At 63.6% G+C, this 19,049-nt stretch carries 15 protein-coding genes; 12 read left to right on the top strand and 3 right to left on the bottom strand.

Annotated features, from left to right (window positions below; genetic code table 11):
* Nucleotides 1-56: 56 nt before the first annotated feature.
* Together A4C63_RS02785 and edd are read right to left on the bottom strand one after the other, a co-directional pair.
* Nucleotides 57-1,016 carry a glucokinase gene (locus tag A4C63_RS02785; protein WP_063911407.1) on the bottom strand — a complete coding sequence of 320 codons (960 nt, stop codon included), beginning with the start codon at nt 1,014-1,016 and terminating at the stop codon, nt 57-59.
* Entirely contained in the window at nt 1,013-2,839 is a 1,827-nt protein-coding gene (edd, locus tag A4C63_RS02780) for a phosphogluconate dehydratase (RefSeq protein ID WP_063911406.1), read from the bottom strand. Before edd ends, A4C63_RS02785 begins: the two co-directional genes overlap by 4 nt.
* A gap of 265 nt (nt 2,840-3,104) precedes the next feature.
* Here edd and gap point away from each other — a divergent pair, with 265 nt between their 5' ends.
* The 6 genes from gap (at nt 3,105) to A4C63_RS02750 (ending at nt 10,138) form a co-directional block, all read left to right on the top strand.
* Nucleotides 3,105-4,106, top strand: a complete 1,002-nt coding sequence (gene gap, locus A4C63_RS02775; protein ID WP_063911405.1) for a type I glyceraldehyde-3-phosphate dehydrogenase — start codon at nt 3,105-3,107, stop codon at nt 4,104-4,106.
* A gap of 389 nt (nt 4,107-4,495) precedes the next feature.
* A complete protein-coding gene (locus A4C63_RS02770) occupies nt 4,496-5,008 on the top strand; it encodes an RNA polymerase sigma factor (protein ID WP_063911404.1) in 513 nt (170 codons plus the stop codon).
* A gap of 71 nt (nt 5,009-5,079) precedes the next feature.
* A complete protein-coding gene (locus tag A4C63_RS02765) occupies nt 5,080-6,042 on the top strand; it encodes a FecR domain-containing protein (protein ID WP_063911403.1) in 963 nt (320 codons plus the stop codon).
* A gap of 226 nt (nt 6,043-6,268) precedes the next feature.
* Complete coding sequence (locus A4C63_RS02760; RefSeq protein WP_063911402.1) at nt 6,269-8,872, top strand: TonB-dependent receptor; 2,604 nt, start codon at nt 6,269-6,271, stop codon at nt 8,870-8,872.
* A gap of 201 nt (nt 8,873-9,073) precedes the next feature.
* Nucleotides 9,074-9,667, top strand: coding sequence for a biliverdin-producing heme oxygenase (locus A4C63_RS02755; RefSeq protein ID WP_063911401.1), 594 nt, complete (start codon nt 9,074-9,076; stop codon nt 9,665-9,667).
* Between the two features lie 54 nt (nt 9,668-9,721).
* On the top strand, nt 9,722-10,138 hold the full coding sequence (locus tag A4C63_RS02750) for a YbaN family protein (protein WP_063911400.1): 417 nt from the start codon (nt 9,722-9,724) through the stop codon (nt 10,136-10,138).
* Here the strand turns inward: A4C63_RS02750 and arcD (A4C63_RS02745) are convergent.
* On the bottom strand, nt 10,118-11,545 hold the full coding sequence (arcD, locus tag A4C63_RS02745; RefSeq protein WP_063911399.1) for an arginine-ornithine antiporter: 1,428 nt from the start codon (nt 11,543-11,545) through the stop codon (nt 10,118-10,120). The two genes, A4C63_RS02750 and arcD (A4C63_RS02745), sit on opposite strands and share 21 nt — an antisense overlap.
* A 434-nt stretch (nt 11,546-11,979) precedes the next feature.
* On the opposite strand from arcD (A4C63_RS02745), the gene arcD (A4C63_RS02740) reads away from it, so the two are divergent.
* From arcD (A4C63_RS02740) to A4C63_RS02715, 6 genes are all read left to right on the top strand, one after another.
* Nucleotides 11,980-13,407 carry an arginine-ornithine antiporter gene (arcD, locus tag A4C63_RS02740; RefSeq protein ID WP_063911398.1) on the top strand — a complete coding sequence of 476 codons (1,428 nt, stop codon included), beginning with the start codon at nt 11,980-11,982 and terminating at the stop codon, nt 13,405-13,407.
* A gap of 33 nt (nt 13,408-13,440) precedes the next feature.
* A complete protein-coding gene (gene arcA / locus A4C63_RS02735) occupies nt 13,441-14,694 on the top strand; it encodes an arginine deiminase (RefSeq protein WP_063911397.1) in 1,254 nt (417 codons plus the stop codon).
* A gap of 69 nt (nt 14,695-14,763) precedes the next feature.
* Nucleotides 14,764-15,774, top strand: coding sequence for an ornithine carbamoyltransferase (locus A4C63_RS02730; protein WP_063911396.1), 1,011 nt, complete (start codon nt 14,764-14,766; stop codon nt 15,772-15,774).
* A gap of 179 nt (nt 15,775-15,953) precedes the next feature.
* Entirely contained in the window at nt 15,954-16,883 is a 930-nt protein-coding gene (gene arcC, locus A4C63_RS02725; protein ID WP_063911395.1) for a carbamate kinase, read from the top strand.
* 56 nt (nt 16,884-16,939) lie between these two features.
* The gene (locus A4C63_RS02720; protein ID WP_063911394.1) at nt 16,940-17,308 is read left to right on the top strand and encodes a DUF5064 family protein; all 369 of its coding nucleotides are present in this window, start codon (nt 16,940-16,942) and stop codon (nt 17,306-17,308) included.
* A 184-nt stretch (nt 17,309-17,492) separates the two neighbouring features.
* Nucleotides 17,493-19,001: a sigma-54-dependent transcriptional regulator gene (locus A4C63_RS02715; RefSeq protein ID WP_063911752.1), complete on the top strand. Its 1,509-nt coding sequence runs from the start codon at nt 17,493-17,495 to the stop codon at nt 18,999-19,001.
* Nucleotides 19,002-19,049 lie beyond the last annotated feature (48 nt).

The raw sequence follows: 19,049 nt of genomic DNA, 5'->3' as shown, positions 1-19,049 counted from the left end.
GGCCGCTTTGCGGCCCTTCGCGGGCTTGCCCGCGAAGGGCTGCAAAGCAGCCCCAGTCAGTGATCCAGCGCCTGCTGCAAGGCCACCCCGGCCCCCAGCAACCCGGAAAACTCCGCGGTCACCAGCCAAACGGGCACGCCAGCGAAATAGCCGCTCATGCAACCCTTGTCGGAAAAACTGGCGGCAAACCCGCTGCGCACGAACAGTTCGGCAAAGCGCGGGATCACGCCGCCGACAATATAGACCCCGCCCCGTGCACCCAGCGTCAGAACATTGTTACCCGCGACTCGGCCGAGGAACCGGCAGAACTGCTCGATCACCGCCAGCGCCCTTGGCTCGCCGCCCAGCGCGGCATCGGTGATCTGCGCCGGGGTCTTGTGTCGGGGTGTGTCGCCGTCCAGCGCACAGATTGCCTGGTACAGACGCAGCAGGCCACCGCCACTGAGCACGGTCTCGGCGCTGACATGGCCGATCTGGTCATGAATCTGTTGGTAAATCGCCGCTTCGCGGGCATTGCCCACTGGCAGGTCAACGTGCCCGCCCTCCCCCGGCAAGGCCTGCCAGTGCTGTTCGCCCAGGCGCAACAGCGCGCCCACGCCCAGCCCGGTGCCCGGGCCGATGACCAGGGCCGGCCGCGACAGGTCCGCCTGGCCCGGGCACACTTCGCGGAACTCGCCGGGGCGAAGGCGGGTCATGCCCAGTGCCATGGCGGTGAAATCATTGATCAGCAGCAGTTGCTCGATCTGCAGCCGCTGGCAGAACGCGAGACGGCTCAGGCGCCAATGGTTGTTGGTGAAGCGGAACTCATCGCCATTGACCGGCCCGGCTACTGCAAGGCAGGCCGCAGTCAGGCCACCGCGAGCAATGCCCAGCCCCTCGAGATAAGCCTCGATGGCCTGCTCCGGGCAGGTGTAGTCCGCGGTAGCGAAGACCTTCACTGCATGTAGCTGGTTGTCACGCCACAACGCAAAACGGGCATTGGTGCCGCCGATGTCGCCAACCAGCAGGTCCTTCATTTAAGGTTCTCCAGGGCCGAGGTGAACGCACTGGCGCCCTGCTCTGCCGGGCTGAACGCCATGCGCATGAAGCCGAACAGCTCGCGCCCACAGCCCAGGTCGTTGCCCTGGGGCGCCGGCGGCAAGTCGCGGCTGGCCAGTTCTTCGGCCGACACCATTACCCGCAGCGTGCCTTCGACACCATCGACCCGCACCCTATCACCGTCGCGCACCCGTGCCAGCGGGCCGCCGTCATAAGCCTCGGGGCAAACATGAATGGCCGCCGGGATCTTGCCCGAGGCACCGGACATGCGCCCGTCGGTGACCAACGCCACCTTGTAGCCACGGTCCTGCAGCACGCCGAGGAACGGCGTGAGCTTGTGCAATTCGGGCATGCCGTTGCAGCGCGGGCCCTGAAAGCGCACCACGGCAACGAAATCACGCTCCAGCTCACCGGCCTTGAACGCATCAGCCAGCGACTGCTGGTCGTGAAACACCCGCGCCGGGGCCTCGACCACCTGGTGCTCGGGGGCGACAGCGGACACCTTCATCACGCCGCGGCCAAGGTTGCCCTCCATCACCCGCAGGCCGCCTTCGGCCGAGAACGGCCGAGCAACCGGGCGCAGGATGCTTTCGTCCAGGCTGTGCTGCGGCCCTTCGCGCCACACCAGCTTGCCGTTGTCGAGGAACGGCTCCTGGGTGTAGCGGCGCAGGCCATGGCCGGCCACGGTGTTGACGTCTTCGTGCAGCAGCCCGGCATCGAGCAGCTCGCGGATCAGGAAGGCCATGCCGCCCGCGGCCTGGAAGTGGTTGATGTCAGCCTTGCCGTTGGGGTAGACGTGGGACAGGGTCGGCACCACCTCGGACAGGTCGGCCATGTCCTGCCAGGTCAACTGGATACCCGCAGCCTGGGCAATCGCCGGGATGTGCAGGGTGTGGTTGGTCGAGCCGCCGGTGGCGTGCAGGGCGACGATGGAGTTGACCAGCGCCTTTTCGTCGACGATTTCACCCAGCGGCATGAAGCTGCCGCTGGCCTTGGTCATGCGCGTGACCTGCTGCGCGGCCTCGGCGGTGAGTGCGTCGCGCAGCGGTGTGTACGGGTTGACGAACGAGGCGCCCGGCAGGTGCAGGCCCATCACTTCCATCACCAGCTGGTTGGTGTTGGCAGTGCCGTAGAAGGTGCAGGTGCCCGGGCTGTGGTAGGACTTCATCTCCGACTCCAGCAGCTCTTCGCGGCTGGCCTTGCCCTCGGCGTAGCGTTGGCGCACGTCGGCCTTCTGCTTGTTGGAAATGCCGGAGACCATAGGCCCGCCCGGGACGAAGATGGTCGGCAGGTGACCAAAGCGCAGTGCGCCCATCATCAAACCAGGGACGATCTTGTCGCAGATGCCCAGCATCAGCGCAGCATCGAACATGTTGTGCGACAGGGCCACGGCGGTAGACATGGCGATCACTTCGCGGCTGGCGATGGCCAGTTCCATGCCCGGCTCACCCTGAGTCACGCCGTCGCACATGGCCGGCACGCCACCGGCGAACTGGCCGACCGAGCCGACCTCGCGCAGGGCCTGCTTGATCTGCTCGGGGAAGTGCTGGTACGGCTGGTGCGCCGAAAGCATGTCGTTGTAGGCCGAGACGATGGCCACGTTGGCCGCGTTCATCAGGCGCAGGGTCTGCTTGTCGTCGCTGCCGCAACCGGCCACGCCGTGGGCGAAGTTGGCGCACTGCAGGCTGGCACGCATGGGGCCATCACTGGCCGCGCCGCGAATCAGCTGCAGGTAGCGTTCGCGGGTGGCACGGCTACGTTCGACCAGCCGCTGGGTGACCTCAAGGATGCGCGGATGCATGTACTGGACTCCAGGCTAATTGTAAGGGCGGTTTGCCGGGCATTTCCCCTCCAAACGATTGCGGCCTAGGCTCAAGGTAAAGGAGCCTGCTGCATCACTGGAGGAACGTCGCCCAACCACTCGTTGTATGTTTAAACAAAATACTGCCACTAAAAAGGCTTGTTTTCTATCGTCGAGTGAATAATCTTGTAATTCCAACAACAAAACCGTTTCAGTGAAGCTCCTTTTTGCCACAGGTTTCACTCGGACTGCCAGAGGTACTGCCATGACCCTACGCATCGCCATCAATGGATTCGGCCGCATCGGGCGCAACGTCCTGCGCGCACTGTATACCCAAGGCTACCGCCAGGACCTGCAGGTCGTCGCCATCAACGACCTGGGCGACAGCGCCATGAATGCCCACCTGCTCAAGTACGACAGCGTGCACGGCACCTTCGATGCCAGCGTCGAGGCCGACCACGAGAGCCTGACGGTCAATGGTGACCGTATCGCGGTCAGCGCCATCCGCAACCCGGCCGAACTGCCCTGGAAGGCCGAAGCGATCGACGTGGTGTTCGAATGCACCGGGCTGTTCACCGAGCGCGCCAAGGCCGCCGCACACCTGGCCGCGGGCGCTGGCAAGGTAATTGTCTCGGCACCGGCCAAAGGCGCCGATGCCACCGTGGTGTACGGGGTCAACCACGACATCCTGCGGGCCTCGCACCAGATCATTTCCAACGCCTCCTGCACCACCAACTGCCTGGCGCCGATTGCCCAGGTGCTGCACCGCGAGTTCGGCATCGAGCAAGGCCTGATGACCACCATCCACGCCTACACCAACGACCAGGTGCTGACCGATGTGTACCACAGCGACCCCTACCGTGCGCGCTCCGCGACCCAGTCGATGATCCCGAGCAAGACCGGCGCCGCCGAGGCCGTGGGCCTGGTGCTGCCGGAGCTGGCCGGCAAACTGACCGGCATGGCGGTACGGGTGCCGGTGATCAACGTGTCGTTGGTGGACCTCACCGTCAACCTCAAGCGCGAGGCCACGGCCGAGCAGGTCAACCAGCTGTTCCTCGAGGCCAGCAAGCATTCCAGGGTATTGGGCTACAACGCCTTGCCGCTGGTTTCCTGCGATTTCAACCACAACCCGCTGTCGTCGATCTTCGATGCCAACCATACCCGGGCCAACGGGCGCATGCTCAAGGTGCTGGCCTGGTATGACAACGAGTGGGGGTTCAGCAACCGGATGCTGGATAACTGTTTGGCGTTGTGCCGGGCCCGTTGAGCATGACATGGCATTTTTGCCGCCTGTGAGATCGAGCGCCGCCCGCGCGGCGCTTCGCAGCACAAGGCTGCTCCTACATCTGTTTCGGGCCAATTATTCCTGAGGCCAAGGCGCGCGGCCCCTTGGCGTTCACCTCGATATTGTGACGGACAAACAAGGCGGTCGCGTGCGTTGGCACAGGCGTGACTGGCCTGAAACAGATGTAGGAGCAGCCTTGTGCTGCGAAGCGCCGCGCGGGCGGCGCTCGATCTCACAGGCACTGATAATGCCGTGGCGAGCGCCTCTGCGCCCAATACTCACAATCTTTACCTTTCCCTAACATTTCCAGGCTTGACCTTCGAGATAGATGATAAGCATTATCATTAACATTTCGTCGGCCAGGTCCCCCCGTGAGTCAGTCCCGGTTCAACTCTGTCTTCCTCGTCCAGCGCCTTACCCTGCTGCGCACTTTGCAGCGCATGGTGGGCAACCCCACCACGGCCGAGGACCTGCTGCAGGAAACCTACCTGCGGGTGTCCCGCGCCCTCGGTGAGCGGCCAATCGAACACATCGAACCGTTCGTGTTCCAGACCGCGCGCAACCTGGCCCTCGACCACCTGCGCGCGCGCCGGGTGCAATCGCGCATGCTGGTCGACGACGTGCCCGATGAGGTCCTGCACAGCGTGGCCGCGCCGGCCACCAGCAGCGAGGATGCCGCCCATGCCGAACGGTTGCTCAAGCAACTGAGCGTCAGCCTCAACCAGCTCAGCGAACGCCAGCAGCGCATCTTCATCCTCAGCCGCCTGCATGGCGCCACCTACCTGGAAATCGCCGAACAACTTAATGTTTCGCCCAGCACGGTACAGAAGGAGCTGAAACTGATCATGGCGATCTGCATGGGTGTCGCCAACCGCCTCAAGTGAGGCCACGCAAAGCCCTTGCCACACCCCGCCTCAGCCTTGATCATTCGCAAAAAACCATTCAAGGACTCACCGTGACCGACAGCCCTGCCCCTCGCCCGTCACCCGCCGGGCCCAGCGCCCGTGCTCGTGCCATGGACGAGGCGCTGGACTGGCTGGTGCGCCTGCAATGCGTCGACGCCGAGGACACCCAGGCCTTCGAAGCCTGGCTGAGCGCTGCAGCGGAAAATGCCGAGGCCTATGTCGAGGCAGAAGCCCTGTGGAACGGTGCGCCGCTGCACCAGGTGGCCGTGCAGATGCACCAGCAACAGCGCCGCTCGTGGCGCGGGCGCCTGCGCAGCCACTGGAAACCCCTGGCCACGGCGGCGGCGCTGCTGGTCGGGCTGTTCACCCTCGGCAACCTGCCCATGCGCCTGCAGGCTGACCACCTGACGGTGGTGGGCGAGCGCCAGCGCCTGCAGCTGGAAGACGGGGCGCAAGTGCTGCTCAACACCAATTCGGCGTTTGCCAGCGACCACCGTGACGGTCGCCAGATCGCCCGCCTGCTGCAGGGCGAGGCTTATTTCCAGGTCCCCAAGGGCGCGCTGCTGCCACTGGAAGTGCAGGCCGGGCCGCTGCGCGCGCAGGTGCGCGACACCGATTTTGCCGTGCGCTACCTCGACGGCGAGGCACAGGTGCGGGTACAGCGCGGCGATGTCGACCTGCAGGGCAGCCGCGACCAGCGCATTCGCCTGAGTGCCGGCGACAGCATCAGTGTTGGCCCACAGGGCTTTGGCCAGCGCCAGCGCCCCGACATGCACAAGGACCTGGCCTGGGTAGACGGCCGCCTGGTGTTCGAGAATTGCCCGTTAAGCCAGGTGCTGGCCGAGGTGCAGCGTTACTACCCGGGCTGGATCATCAACCGCAACGCACAGCTGGAAGACGTGGCGGTCACCGGCAACTACCGCCTCGACCAGCCACTGGAAACCCTGCGCGCGCTGGCCCACATCACCTCGGCACGGCTGCACGAGTACCCGGCGCTGGTCATCCTGAACTGATCCGCCAATCGATCTTCAGCAAAATCTGAAACCCGACACGGTCCCTGTGGGAGCGGGCGTGCCCGCTCCCACGGAAATCGCGATACAGATTGCCAGACCGCAATCCAACTTTTTTTACGCAGTCACGCTACCCCGCCCGTCTCGTTATAGCCAATGCAACTGATTCTCGTTTGAAAACGGGGACAGCCATCACCTATAACAGTCCGCGCGTCAGGGAGCGCTTCCGATGTCCACAGGTCCTACCCGCCCCTCCACCCTTCCCAGCCGTAGAGGGCAACCGTCCCTCCTGAGCCTTTCCCTACTGAACCTGGCCCTGCTCGCCAGCGGCGCCTGCAGCCTGCCGGCGCTGGCCGCCGAGCCGGCCCAGGCCAGCAGCCCGCGCATGGGCGACTACCGCTTCAGCATCGGCCAGCAGCCACTGGTTTCGGCCATCAATGCCTTCAGCCAGGTCACTGGCTGGCAAGTCGGTTTCAGCGCCGAGCTGGCCGACGGCGTGGCCTCACCAGGCGTGCAGGGCTCGCTACCGCCGGAAGCCGCGCTCAAGCGCCTGCTGCACGGTACCGGCCTGGGCTTTCGCAAGATCAGCAACGGCAATGTAGTGCTCGAACGCCAGGCCAGCGCCAATGTGGTCGCCCTGCAACAGGTCACGGTCAGCGCCACGCGCAGTGCCCAGGACGTCAGCCAGGTGCCGAGCACCGTCAGCGTGCAGACCCGCGAGGAACTGGACCGGCAGAACGTCAACAACATCCAGGACCTGGTGCGCTACGAGCCGGGTGTGTCAGTGGCCGGCACCGGCCAGCGCAGCGGCCTGAACGGCTACAACATCCGGGGCATCGACGGCGAGCGCATTCTCACCCAGGTCGATGGCGTGTCGATCCCCGACAGCTTCTTCTTCGGCCCCTACGCCCAGACCCAGCGCAACTACGTGGACCCGGAGATCGTCAAGCGGGTGGAAATCCTCCGCGGCCCGGCCTCGGTGCTGTATGGCAGCAACGCCATCGGCGGGGCGGTGAGCTACTTCACCCTCGACCCGGATGACATCATCAAGCCCGGCAAGGATACAGGTGCCCGCCTGAAGACCGGCTACAGCTCGGCCGACGAAAGCTGGCTGACCTCCGCCACCGTCGCCGGTCGCCAGGGCGACTTCGACGGCCTGTTGCACCTGAGCCAGCGCAACGGCCACGAAACCGAGACCCATGGCGGCCACAGCGGTGACGGGCTGTCCCGTACCGAAGCCAACCCGATGGACGTGCGCACCACCAACGTGCTGGCCAAGCTGGGCTGGAACTACGCCGACGACGCACGCCTGGGCTTCACCTACGAACGCTACAAGGATGATCGCGACCAGAACATCCTCAGTGCGGTGGGCGGGCCGTTCATTCCCGGCCTTGGTGCCTCGGGTTACTACAAGGCGCGTAATGGCAACGACACCATCACCCGCGAACGCTTTGGCATCAACCATGAGTTCGGCCTGGATTCGCTGGTCGCCGACCATGTGAAGTGGAGCCTGAACTACCAGATCGCCAAGACCGACCAGCACACCGAGGAAGTCTACGCACCGCCTGGCCGTCAGGTGCTGCGTACCCGCGACACCACCTACAAGGACCGCCAGTGGGTATTCGACGCCCAGCTGGACAAGGCCTTCAGCCTCGGCGCCACCGACCACCTGCTGACCTACGGCACCACCTTCAAGCACGAAAAGGTCACCGGTTCGCGCAGCGGCACCGGCACCTGCCTGGCCGTTGGCTCAGGTTGTTCCGCCGCTGGCGCCGAGCGCCCGGCAGATGGCCAGGCCCTGGTCAGCGACTTCCCGGACCCGACCGTGAATACCTACAGCCTGTTCGTGCAGGATGAAATCCGCTGGAACAACTGGACCTTCATGCCTGGCGCTCGTTACGACTACACGCGCATGGAGCCCAGGTTCACCAAGGAATTCCTGCGAGGCCTGGAGTCCTCCGGTACCGCGCCTACCTCCCAGGACGACTCGGACAAGAAGTGGCACCGTATCTCGCCCAAGTTCGGCCTGACCTATGCCTTCAACGACAACTACACCTGGTATGGCCAGTACGCCGAAGGTTTCCGCACCCCGAGCGCCAAAGCCATGTACGGGAAGTTCGAAAACATCGAGCAAGGCTACCGCGTAGAAGGCAACCCGGGCCTCGAGCCTGAAAAGAGCAAAAGCTATGAAACCGGCCTGCGTGGCAACTTCGACGCCGGCAACTTCGACGTGGCGGTGTTCTACAACAAGTACCGCGACTTCATTGACGAGGACGCCGTAAAAAGCGCCAACCTGGAGCAAACCTTCAAGGCCAACAACATCAAGCACGCCACCATCAAGGGTGCCGAGGTCAAGGGCCGCCTGAACCTCGACCACTTTGGTGCGCCGCAGGGCCTGTATACCCAAGGCTCGATCGCCTACACCCATGGCCGCAACGATGACACCGGCGAGCCACTGAACAGCGTCAACCCGCTGAAGGGCGTGTTCGGCCTGGGTTACGAGCAACAGCACTACGGCGGCCTGCTGAGCTGGACACTGGTCAAGCGCAAGACCCGCGTCGACGACAGCACCTTCTACTCGCCCGACGGCTCGAGTTCCAAGTTCCGCACCCCGGGCTACGGGGTGCTGGACCTGACGGGTTACTACAAGGTCACCGACGACGTGACCATCAACGCCGGCCTGTACAACCTCACCGACAAGAAGTACTGGCAGTGGGATTCGGTACGCAGCTACGACGGCCAGGGTGAAGCGGCTGTGACCCAGCCCGCCAACATCGACCGCCTGACCATGCCGGGGCGCAACTTCGGCATCAATGTGGTTTGGGATATCTGACCCCTTGCACCTGTACCGGCCTCTTCGCGGGCTCGCCCGCTCCCACAGATATTGCGCAAGCCTTGGGCCTGCGATGGTCCTGTGGGAGCGGGCATGCCCGCGAAGAGGCCAGTACAAGCAACACGAAAACCCGATTTTTTACTGTCCCGCCCCCGCTGTTTCGTCTTGTTTCCAGACGCCCCTTTTTTCAAGGACTGCCCCATGACCGACCGCCCAGCCCTGCGCTCTCAGCGCCTGAACCAGATCACCCACGCCCCGCACGCCGAACTGGATGCCCTGGTCAAATCCCACGCGCCCTTCGACAGCCGTGAAAGCTTCGCCCGCTTCGTGGTTGCCCAGTACCTGTTCCAGGCCGAGTTGCAGGCCCTGTACAACGACCCGCACCTGATCGCCATCGTCCCCGACCTGGCCGAGCGCTGCCGCGCCGAACAGGCCCGCCTGGACCTCGCCGACCTCGGCACCGAAGTACCGCCAGCCGTGCCGGGTGCCCTGCGCAACCCGAGCCTGGGCGAGGCAATGGGCTGGATCTTCGTCTCCGAAGGCTCCAAACTGGGCGCTGCGTTTCTGATCAAGCGTGCCGTGGCCCTGGAACTGTCGGACAGCTTCGGTGCCCGCCACCTGGGCGAACCGGCCGGTGGCCGTGCCGAAGGCTGGAAGCAGTTCACCCGCATTCTTGATGAACTGGCGCTGTCGGCCGAAGAGGAAGCCGCTGCCGAACGCGGCGCAGTCGCTGCCTTCGAGCGCTTCACCGAGCTGCTCAAGCACGCCTATGCTGCAGATGCCGCGCTGGTTTGACACGCCGTACCCGGCCACCCTACCGGTGGCCGAACCGCTTTATGCAGTGAGACCATGACCCGACCCGCCCGCTCGAAACTCGCCCGCCTGCTGTATGCGATCCTGGCTTACGTGAGCCTGGGCGTGGGCCTGGTCGCGATCGTCATTCCCGGCCTGCCGACCACCGAATTCATCCTGCTGGCCGCCTGGGCGGCCACGCGCAGTTCGCCACGCCTGTCTGCCTGGCTGGAGAACCATCGGCTGTTCGGGCCGATCTTGCACAACTGGCGCAATGGCAAGGTGATCCAGCGCCGGGCCAAGGTCAGCGCAACCTTCAGCATGCTGCTGTGCGCGGGCCTGATGCTGACGTTCCTGGAACACCGCTGGCCGGTGTTCCTGGCCATCGCCGGCATGACTCTGGGCAACCTGTGGATCTGGTCACGCCCGGAGCACGCCGCCTGCCCTGCCCCGTCACAAGCTCAGCAGCCCTGAATACAGGGCATAGGCCGCCAGCGCAGCGCCTGCCAGTACGGCGGCGAAAATCAGCTTTTCCCAGGTGGTGAACAAGGTTTTTCCCTGCTCATGCTTGGCCCTGGCGAACAGGATCACGCCCGGCGCGTACAGCAGCGCCGACAGCAGCAGGTACTTGAGCCCGCCGGCGTACAACAGCCACACGGCATACGCCAGGGCAACCAGCGCCACCAGCAGGTCCTTGCGGCGCAGGGCCGGCTGCCCGGTGTAGGTTTCTGCACGTAACGCCAACAGCACGGCATAGGCCGCCGACCACAGGTAGGGCACCAGGATCATCGACGAGGCCAGGTAGATCAGGCTGGTATAGGTGCCGGCGGAAAACAGCGTGATCAGCAGGAAACCCTGGATCATGCAGTTGGTCAGCCACAGGGCGTTGGCTGGCACATGATTGGCGTTTTCCTTGGCCAGGAAGCGCGGCATGGTCTTGTCCCGCGCCGTGGCGAAGAGAATCTCGGCACACAGCAGCGCCCACGACAGCAGCGCGCCGAGCAGCGAAACCGCCAGGCCAATGCTGATCAGCAAGGCGCCCCAGGGCCCGACGATATGCTCCAGCACCGAGGCCAGCGACGGGTTCTGCAGCCCAGCCAGCTCCGGCTGGGTCATCACCCCCAGCGACAGCACGTTGACCAGCACCAGCAGCGCCAACACCCCCAGGAAACCGATCACTGTGGCCTTGCCCACATCCGAGCGGCGCTGGGCGCGCCCGGAATACACGCTGGCGCCCTCGATGCCGATGAACACGAACACGGTCACCAGCATCATGTTGCGCACCTGCTCCAGCACGCTGCCGAACTGCGGGTTGCTCAGGCCCCAGATGTCACGGGTGAAGATATCGGCGCGGAAGGCGAATGCCGCGATCACCACGAAAATCAGTAACGGCACCACCTTGGCCACGGTGGTCACCTGGTTGATGAATGCCGCTTCCTTGATGCCGCGCAGGACCAGGAAATGTACCGCCCACAACAGCAGCGAGGCGCAGCCGATGGCGATTGGCGTGTTGCCTTCGCCGAACACCGGGAAGTAGAAGCCCAAGGTACTGAACAACAGCACGAAGTAGCCGACGTTGCCCAGCCAGGCACTGATCCAGTAGCCCCAGGCCGAAGAAAAACCCATGTACTCGCCAAAGCCGGCCTTGGCGTAGGCGTACACCCCCGAATCCAGCTCCGGCTTGCGGTTGGCCAGGGTCTGGAACACGAAGGCCAGGGCCAGCATGCCGACCGCGGTGATACTCCAGCCGATCAGCACCGCCCCCACATCGGCACGCGCCGCCATGTTCTGCGGCAGCGAGAAGATCCCGCCACCAATCATCGAGCCGACCACCAACGCGATCAGCGCACCCAGGCGCAGCTTCTGTCCCGGTTCGCTCATGAGCCTTCCTTTTTTGCGCGCTGTCATCGGTTTGAAACAGCCACGCGGGCCATATACACGATGTTACTTATAAGGATCCTGATCGATGAAGCTATAGCACTAATAACTGCTTTGTCTATGTCACCCTTTGACAAAAAACTAGCAGCTCCCGAGCAACTAGAAAAGAACCTGATAAAACTCGAAATTCTTGTGAAAAATTTGCGAAAGCGGCAAAAGCAGCTAGCTTCAAGCATCGCAGGCTGAACAGAGCGTTTGCTCTAGAAGGACATGGAGGTGCCAGCGTGCAAGGCCTGCAGCAGAAGTTGTCGGCACTCTCCAGGAGCTTCGTGAAGGAATTTTCCTACTTCACGTCGCCATGAACTGACCCAAGTCAGCGAATGGCCGCGGCGTCGGATTTACTCTGTCGTCAACTTTCTCCTGGCAGGAGTTGTTAAATGTCTGATTCATCCGGAAAACTAAAGCTCGGCGCGCTAGTTGCACTTGTCGTCGGTTCGATGATTGGTGGCGGGATCTTCTCGCTGCCGCAAAACATGGCTGCCAGCGCAGGGGTTGGCGCTGTACTGATCGGCTGGGCCATCACCGCGGTCGGCATGCTGACCCTGGCGTTCGTGTTCCAGACCCTGGCCAACCGCAAGCCTGACCTGGATGGCGGGGTGTATGCCTACGCCAAGGCCGGTTTCGGTGACTACATGGGCTTCTCCTCGGCCTGGGGCTACTGGATCAGTGCCTGGCTGGGCAACGTCGGCTACTTCGTGCTGCTGTTCAGCACCCTGGGCTACTTCTTCCCGATCTTCGGCGAAGGCAACACCCCTGCCGCCATCATTGGCGCGTCGGTGCTGCTGTGGGCCGTGCACTTCCTGGTGCTGCGCGGCATCAAGGAAGCGGCGTTCATCAACCTGGTCACCACCGTGGCCAAAGTGGTGCCGCTGCTGCTGTTCGCCCTGATCTGCCTGTTCGCCTTCAAACTCGATATCTTCACCGCCGACATCTGGGCGGTAGGCACGCCGGAGCTTGGTAGCGTGATGAACCAGGTGCGCAACATGATGCTGGTCACCGTGTGGGTGTTCATCGGCATCGAGGGTGCGAGCATCTTCTCGTCGCGGGCGGAAAAACGCTCTGACGTGGGCAAGGCCACGGTCATCGGCTTCGTCACCGTGCTGCTGTTCCTGGTGCTGGTCAACGTGCTGTCGCTGGGCATCATGACCCAACCGGAACTGGCCAAGCTGCAGAACCCGTCGATGGCAGCAGTGCTGGAGCATGTGGTCGGCCACTGGGGCGCGGTGCTGATCAGCGTAGGCCTGATCATCTCGCTGCTCGGGGCACTGCTGTCGTGGGTGCTGCTGTGCGCCGAGATCATGTTCGCCGCCGCCAAGGACCACACCATGCCGGAGTTCCTGCGCCGCGAGAACGCCAACCAGGTACCGGCCAACGCCCTGTGGCTGACCAACGCCATGGTGCAGATCTTCCTGGTGATCACACTGTTCTCCAACAGCACCTACCTGTCGCTGATCTACCTGGCCACATCGATGATCCTGGTGCCCTACCTGTGGTCGGCAGCCTATGCCGTGCTGCTGGCAGTGCGTAGCGAAACCTACGAACAGGCCCTGGCCGAACGCCAGAAGGACCTGGTGATCGGTGGCATCGCCCTGTTGTACGCCATCTGGCTGCTGTACGCCGGCGGCGTGAAATACCTGCTGCTCTCGGCCCTGCTCTACGCACCTGGCGTGATCCTGTTCGCCAAGGCCAAGCGTGAGGTTGGCCAACCTGTCTTCACCAACGTGGAAAAACTGATCTTCGCAGCCGTGGTCATCGGCGCCCTGGTGGCAGCCTTTGGCCTGTACGACGGCTTCCTGACCCTTTGACCCACGTCTTCGTTCAACTGGAGGAATGAAACCATGTCCGCTGAAAAACAGAAGTACGGTGTCCACTCCGAAGCCGGCAAACTGCGCAAAGTGATGGTTTGCTCGCCGGGCCTGGCGCACAAGCGCCTGACGCCAAGCAACTGTGACGAGCTGCTGTTCGACGATGTGATCTGGGTCGACCAGGCCAAGCGTGACCATTTCGACTTTGTCACCAAGATGCGCGAGCGCGGCGTGGATGTGCTGGAGATGCACAACCTGCTGACCGACATCGTCCAGCAACCCGAGGCACTGAAGTGGATCCTCGATCGCAAGATCACCTCCGACACCGTCGGTGTCGGCCTGACCAACGAAGTACGCAGCTGGCTCGAAGGCCTTGAGCCGCGCCACCTGGCCGAGTTCCTGATCGGCGGCGTCGCCGGGCAGGACCTGCCACAGAGCGAAGGCGCCGAGGTGGTCAAGATGTACAACGACTACCTGGGCCACTCCAGCTTCATCCTGCCACCGCTGCCCAATACCCAGTTCACCCGCGACACCACCTGCTGGATCTACGGCGGCGTCACGCTCAACCCGATGTACTGGCCGGCGCGACGCCAGGAAACCCTGCTGACCACCGCCATCTACAAGTTCCACCCACAGTTCACCAACGCCGACTTCCAGGTGTGGTATGGCGACCCGGACAAGGAACATGGCCAGTCCACCCTCGAGGGCGGCGATGTCATGCCGATCGGCAAGGGCATCGTGCTGATCGGCATGGGCGAACGCACCTCGCGTCAGGCTATCGGCCAACTTGCGCAGAACCTGTTCGCCAAGGGCGCCGTCAAGGAAGTGATCGTCGCCGGCCTGCCGAAATCGCGCGCCGCCATGCATCTGGATACCGTGTTCAGCTTCTGCGACCGCGACCTGGTCACGGTCTTCCCGGAAGTGGTCAAAGAGATCGTGCCGTTCATCATCCGTCCGGACGAAAGCAAGCCTTACGGCATGGACGTGCGCCGCATCAACAAGTCGTTCATCGAAGTGGTAGGCGAGCAGCTGGGGGTCAAGCTGCGCGTGGTCGAGACCGGTGGCAACAGCTTCGCCGCCGAGCGCGAACAGTGGGATGACGGCAACAACGTGGTGGCCATCGAGCCGGGCGTGGTCATTGGCTACGACCGCAACACCTACACCAACACCCTGCTGCGCAAGGCCGGTATCGAGGTCATCACCATCAGCGCCGGCGAACTGGGCCGGGGCCGGGGCGGCGGCCACTGCATGACCTGCCCGATCGTGCGCGACCCGATCGACTACTAACGCCCATTACCCCCGGCCGCCCTCACAAAGCGGCGGCCGGTGTGTTCACCAAACTCAAGGAGAAAAGTCATGGCGTTCAATATTCACAACCGCAACCTGCTCAGCCTGGAACACCACAGCACCCGCGAGCTGCGCTACCTGCTGGACCTGTCCCGCGACCTCAAGCGCGCCAAGTACACCGGTACCGAGCAGCAGCACCTGAAGGGCAACAACATCGCGCTGATCTTCGAAAAAACCTCTACCCGTACCCGCTGCGCCTTCGAAGTGGCCGCCTATGACCAGGGCGCCAATGTCACCTACATCGACCCGACCTCCTCGCAGATCGGCCACAAGGAAAGCATGAAGGACACCGCCCGCGTGCTCGGGCGCATGTACGACGCCATCGAGTACCGTGGCTTCAAGCAGGAAATCGTCGAAGAGCTGGCCAAGTTCGCCGGCGTACCGGTGTTCAACGGCCTGACCGACGAATACCACCCCACCCAGATGATCGCCGACGTGCTGACCATGCGTGAACACAGCGACAAGCCGCTGCACGACATCAGCTACGCCTACCTGGGCGACGCCCGCAACAACATGGGCAACTCGCTGCTGCTGATCGGCGCCAAGCTCGGCATGGATGTGCGCATCGCCGCGCCCAAGGCGCTGTGGCCGCATGACGATCTGGTCGAACGCTGCAAGAAATACGCGGAAGAAAGCGGCGCCCGCATCACCCTCACCGAAGACCCGCTTGCCGCGGTCAAGGGCGTGGACTTCGTGCACACCGACGTGTGGGTATCGATGGGTGAGCCGATCGAAGCCTGGGGTGAGCGCATCAAGCTGCTCAAGCCGTATCAGGTGAATGCGCAGCTGATGAAGTCCACCGGTAACCCACGGACCAAGTTCATGCACTGCCTGCCGGCGTTCCACAACTCCGAAACCAAGGTAGGCAAGCAGATCGCCGAACAGTACCCGGACCTGGCCAACGGTATCGAAGTGACCGACGACGTGTTCGAGTCGCCGGCCTGCATCGCCTTCGAGCAGGCGGAAAACCGCATGCACACGATCAAGGCGATCCTGGTGTCGACCCTGGCTGACCTGTAAGCCATATCCGCCTACCGGAGGATTGCACTGTACCTGTGGGAGCGGGCATGCCCGCGAATGCGTCAGCCGCACCAATGATGGTGTCTGGCCTGGCCTCTTCGCGGGCACGCCCGCTCCCACAGGGAGCCTGGCAGCCTCCGAGCAGCGGCAGCTCATTCTTTCGTTAAAGGACATTCCCCATGCGTATCGTTGTTGCATTGGGCGGCAACGCCCTGCTGCGTCGCGGCGAGCCCATGACCGCTGACAACCAGCGCGCCAATATCCGCACCGCCACCGAACAGATCGCCAAGATCCACCCAGGCAACGAGCTGGTCATCGCCCACGGCAACGGCCCGCAGGTTGGCCTGCTATCGCTGCAGGGCCTGTCCTACAAGCCCGACGAGGCCTACCCGCTGGATGTGCTGGGTGCCGAGACCGAGGGCATGATCGGCTACATGATCGAACAGGAACTGGGCAACCTGCTGGCCTTTGAAGTGCCGTTCGCCACCCTGCTGACCCAGGTCGAAGTGGACGCCAACGACCCCGCCTTCAAGGACCCGACCAAGTTCATCGGCCCGGTCTACGGCAAGGAAGAAGCCGAGCGCCTGGCCAAGGAAAAGGGTTGGGTGGTCAAGCCCGACGGCGACAAGTACCGCCGCGTGGTGGCCAGCCCGAAACCCAAGCGCATCTTCGAGATCCGCCCGATCAAGTGGCTGCTGGAAAAGAGCAGCATCGTGATCTGCGCCGGCGGCGGCGGTATCCCCACCATGTACGATGAGAACCGCAAGCTCAAGGGCATCGAGGCGGTGATCGACAAGGACCTGTGCTCGGCCCTGCTGGCGGAGCAACTGGACGCCGACCTTCTGATAATCGCCACCGACGTCGATGCGGCCTACATTGACTGGGGCAAACCCACGCAGAAAGCCATCGCCCAGGCACACCCCGACGAACTCGAACGCCTCGGCTTCGCCGCCGGCTCCATGGGGCCGAAGGTGCAGGCCGCCTGCGACTTTGCCCGCAACACCGGCAAAGTGGCTGTCATCAGTTCGCTGGAGAACATCGAAGACATCGTCAAAGGCACCGCCGGCACACGCGTTTCCACCGCGAAGCCGGGGATCAGCTACCGTTGAATGCAGTGGGCGGGCGCCAGGCGCCCGCCATTTTCGACCTTCCAAAGGAGCTTGCCATGGCCCAGTACCAGCCCGGTCATGTACACATCGAGCGCACCGCGCTGAACAAGAACGACCACAGCTATGACCTGAACATCGAATACGAAGCCGCGTCGGACCCCAAGGAAGGCAGAGGTATCCAGTTCAAGATGCATGGCAGCATCGAAGGCAAGCCAGTCGAAGAAAAGTTCTTCCTGGCCAAGGATCAGGTGTTGCCCAGCTTCCTCATGCTGCTGACCCGCAAGGCGCAGTCGTACCTGACGCCACCGAAGAAATTCGAGAACCTGAGTTCGCCGCACAAGCTTTATGACCATATGTTCGCGGACATTCGCGAAAAGCTGGATGTGAAGTCGGGCGACCCGATCAAGCCTGAGCATCTGGAGTAATTTCAGGATCCGGGGGCTGCTGCGCAGCCCATCGCGACACAAGGCCGCTCCCACAGGTTGGCCGCTGACCTCAAGGCCTGTGCAATATTGTGGGAGCGGCCTTGCGTCGCGAAAGGGCCGCAAAGCGGCCCCGACAATGTTGAGGCATACTACCGCCCTCCCCGGCCACCACTTCACCCTCCCCATGCGCATCCACGTCAGCTTCATCGACCGCGTCGGCATCACCCAGGAAGTCCTCGCCCTGCTCGGTGCCCGCAACCTCAACCTGGACGCCGTGGAGATGGTCCCGCCGAACGTCTACATCGATGCGCCCACCCTCAGCCCCGCCGTGCTCGAAGAACTGCACGACGCGCTGTTCGAGGTGCATGGCGTGCAATCGGTGGACGTGGTCGACATCCTCCCTGGCCAACGCCGGCACCTGCAGCTCGATGCCCTGCTGGCGGCAATGACCGACCCGGTGCTGGCCGTGGACAGTGCCGGCAAGGTGTTGCTGGCCAACCCCGCGCTGATCGAGTTGTGCGGCCGCGAATCGGCCGGGCGCTCGGTGGGTGAACTGTTCGGCGACCCGGCGCTGCTGCAGGCCCTGCTGGACAACAACTTCCACCTGCCCATGCGCGAAATGCAGCTCAACGGCCAGAGCCTGCTGCTGGACGCCATGCCGATCACCAACGCCGGTGGCCTGCTGACGCTGTACCCACCCACGCGCATGGGCGAACGCCTGTCGGCCATGCACCACGACCATGCCGAAGGCTTGGATGCCTTGCTCGGCGAGTCACCGGCCATCCGCACCCTCAAGGCCCGCGCCTTGCGCGTGGCGGCGCTCGATGCGCCGCTGCTGGTGCATGGCGAAACCGGCACCGGCAAAGAACTGGTAGCCCGCGCCTGCCACGCCATCAGCAGCCGCCACGCGGCGCCATTTCTGGCCCTGAACTGCGCCGCGCTGCCCGAAAGCCTGGCCGAGAGCGAACTGTTCGGCTACGCCCCCGGCGCCTTCACCGGCGCGCAACGGGGCGGCAAACCCGGGCTGATGGAGCTGGCCAACCAGGGCACGGTATTCCTCGATGAAATCGGCGAAATGTCGCCGTACCTGCAGGCCAAGCTGCTGCGCTTTCTCAGCGATGGCAGCTTCCGCCGGGTGGGTGGCGACCGCGAAGTGAAGGTGGATGTACGCATCATCAGCGCCACCCACCGCGACCTGGAGCGCATGGTCGCCGAAGGCAGCTTCCGCGAAGACCTGTTCTACCGCCTGAACGTGCTCAACCTGCAGGTGCCGCCGCTGCGTGACCGTGGCCAGGACATCCTGATGCTGGCGCATTTCTTCATGCAGCAGGCCTGCACGCAGATCCAGCGCCCCGCCTGCCGGCTGACCCCGGCCACCCATTCGGCACTGCTGGCCAACCCTTGGCCGGGCAATGTGCGCCAGCTGCAAAACGTGATATTCCGCGCCGCAGCCATCTGCGAAAGCAACCTGGTGGATATCGGTGACCTGGACATCGCCGGCACCTCGGTGGCCCGTGGCCAGGACGGCGAAGTGGCCAGCCTGGAACAGGCCGTGGGCGATTTCGAGCGCGAGCTGTTGCAGCGCCTTTACGCCAGCTACCCATCGACACGGCAACTGGCCGGGCGATTGCAAACTTCACATACCGCCATTGCGCAACGCCTGCGCAAATATGGAATACCGGGCAAAGCCTGATACCTGTCAGATAGCGTCAACGGGGCCGCTTTGCGGCCCCTGATAGTT

It is taken from the genome of Pseudomonas sp. p21 (genome assembly GCF_001642705.1).
Classification (GTDB): domain Bacteria; phylum Pseudomonadota; class Gammaproteobacteria; order Pseudomonadales; family Pseudomonadaceae; genus Aquipseudomonas.
Note: the sequence above shows the minus strand (reverse complement) of the source record. Positions and strands in the feature narration are given on the sequence as shown.

Excerpts from the sequence above, each read along its gene's own strand:
- A4C63_RS02785 (WP_063911407.1), bottom strand. The coding sequence starts at position 1,016 with ATGAAGGACCTGCTGGTTGGCGACATCGGCGGCACCAATGCCCGTTTT.
- edd (WP_063911406.1), bottom strand. The coding sequence starts at position 2,839 with ATGCATCCGCGCATCCTTGAGGTCACCCAGCGGCTGGTCGAACGTAGC.
- gap (WP_063911405.1), top strand. The coding sequence starts at position 3,105 with ATGACCCTACGCATCGCCATCAATGGATTCGGCCGCATCGGGCGCAAC.
- A4C63_RS02760 (WP_063911402.1), top strand. The coding sequence starts at position 6,269 with ATGTCCACAGGTCCTACCCGCCCCTCCACCCTTCCCAGCCGTAGAGGG.
- A4C63_RS02755 (WP_063911401.1), top strand. The coding sequence starts at position 9,074 with ATGACCGACCGCCCAGCCCTGCGCTCTCAGCGCCTGAACCAGATCACC.
- A4C63_RS02750 (WP_063911400.1), top strand. The coding sequence starts at position 9,722 with ATGACCCGACCCGCCCGCTCGAAACTCGCCCGCCTGCTGTATGCGATC.
- arcD (WP_063911399.1), bottom strand. The coding sequence starts at position 11,545 with ATGAGCGAACCGGGACAGAAGCTGCGCCTGGGTGCGCTGATCGCGTTG.
- arcD (WP_063911398.1), top strand. The coding sequence starts at position 11,980 with ATGTCTGATTCATCCGGAAAACTAAAGCTCGGCGCGCTAGTTGCACTT.
- arcA (WP_063911397.1), top strand. The coding sequence starts at position 13,441 with ATGTCCGCTGAAAAACAGAAGTACGGTGTCCACTCCGAAGCCGGCAAA.
- A4C63_RS02730 (WP_063911396.1), top strand. The coding sequence starts at position 14,764 with ATGGCGTTCAATATTCACAACCGCAACCTGCTCAGCCTGGAACACCAC.
- arcC (WP_063911395.1), top strand. The coding sequence starts at position 15,954 with ATGCGTATCGTTGTTGCATTGGGCGGCAACGCCCTGCTGCGTCGCGGC.
- A4C63_RS02720 (WP_063911394.1), top strand. The coding sequence starts at position 16,940 with ATGGCCCAGTACCAGCCCGGTCATGTACACATCGAGCGCACCGCGCTG.
- A4C63_RS02715 (WP_063911752.1), top strand. The coding sequence starts at position 17,493 with ATGCGCATCCACGTCAGCTTCATCGACCGCGTCGGCATCACCCAGGAA.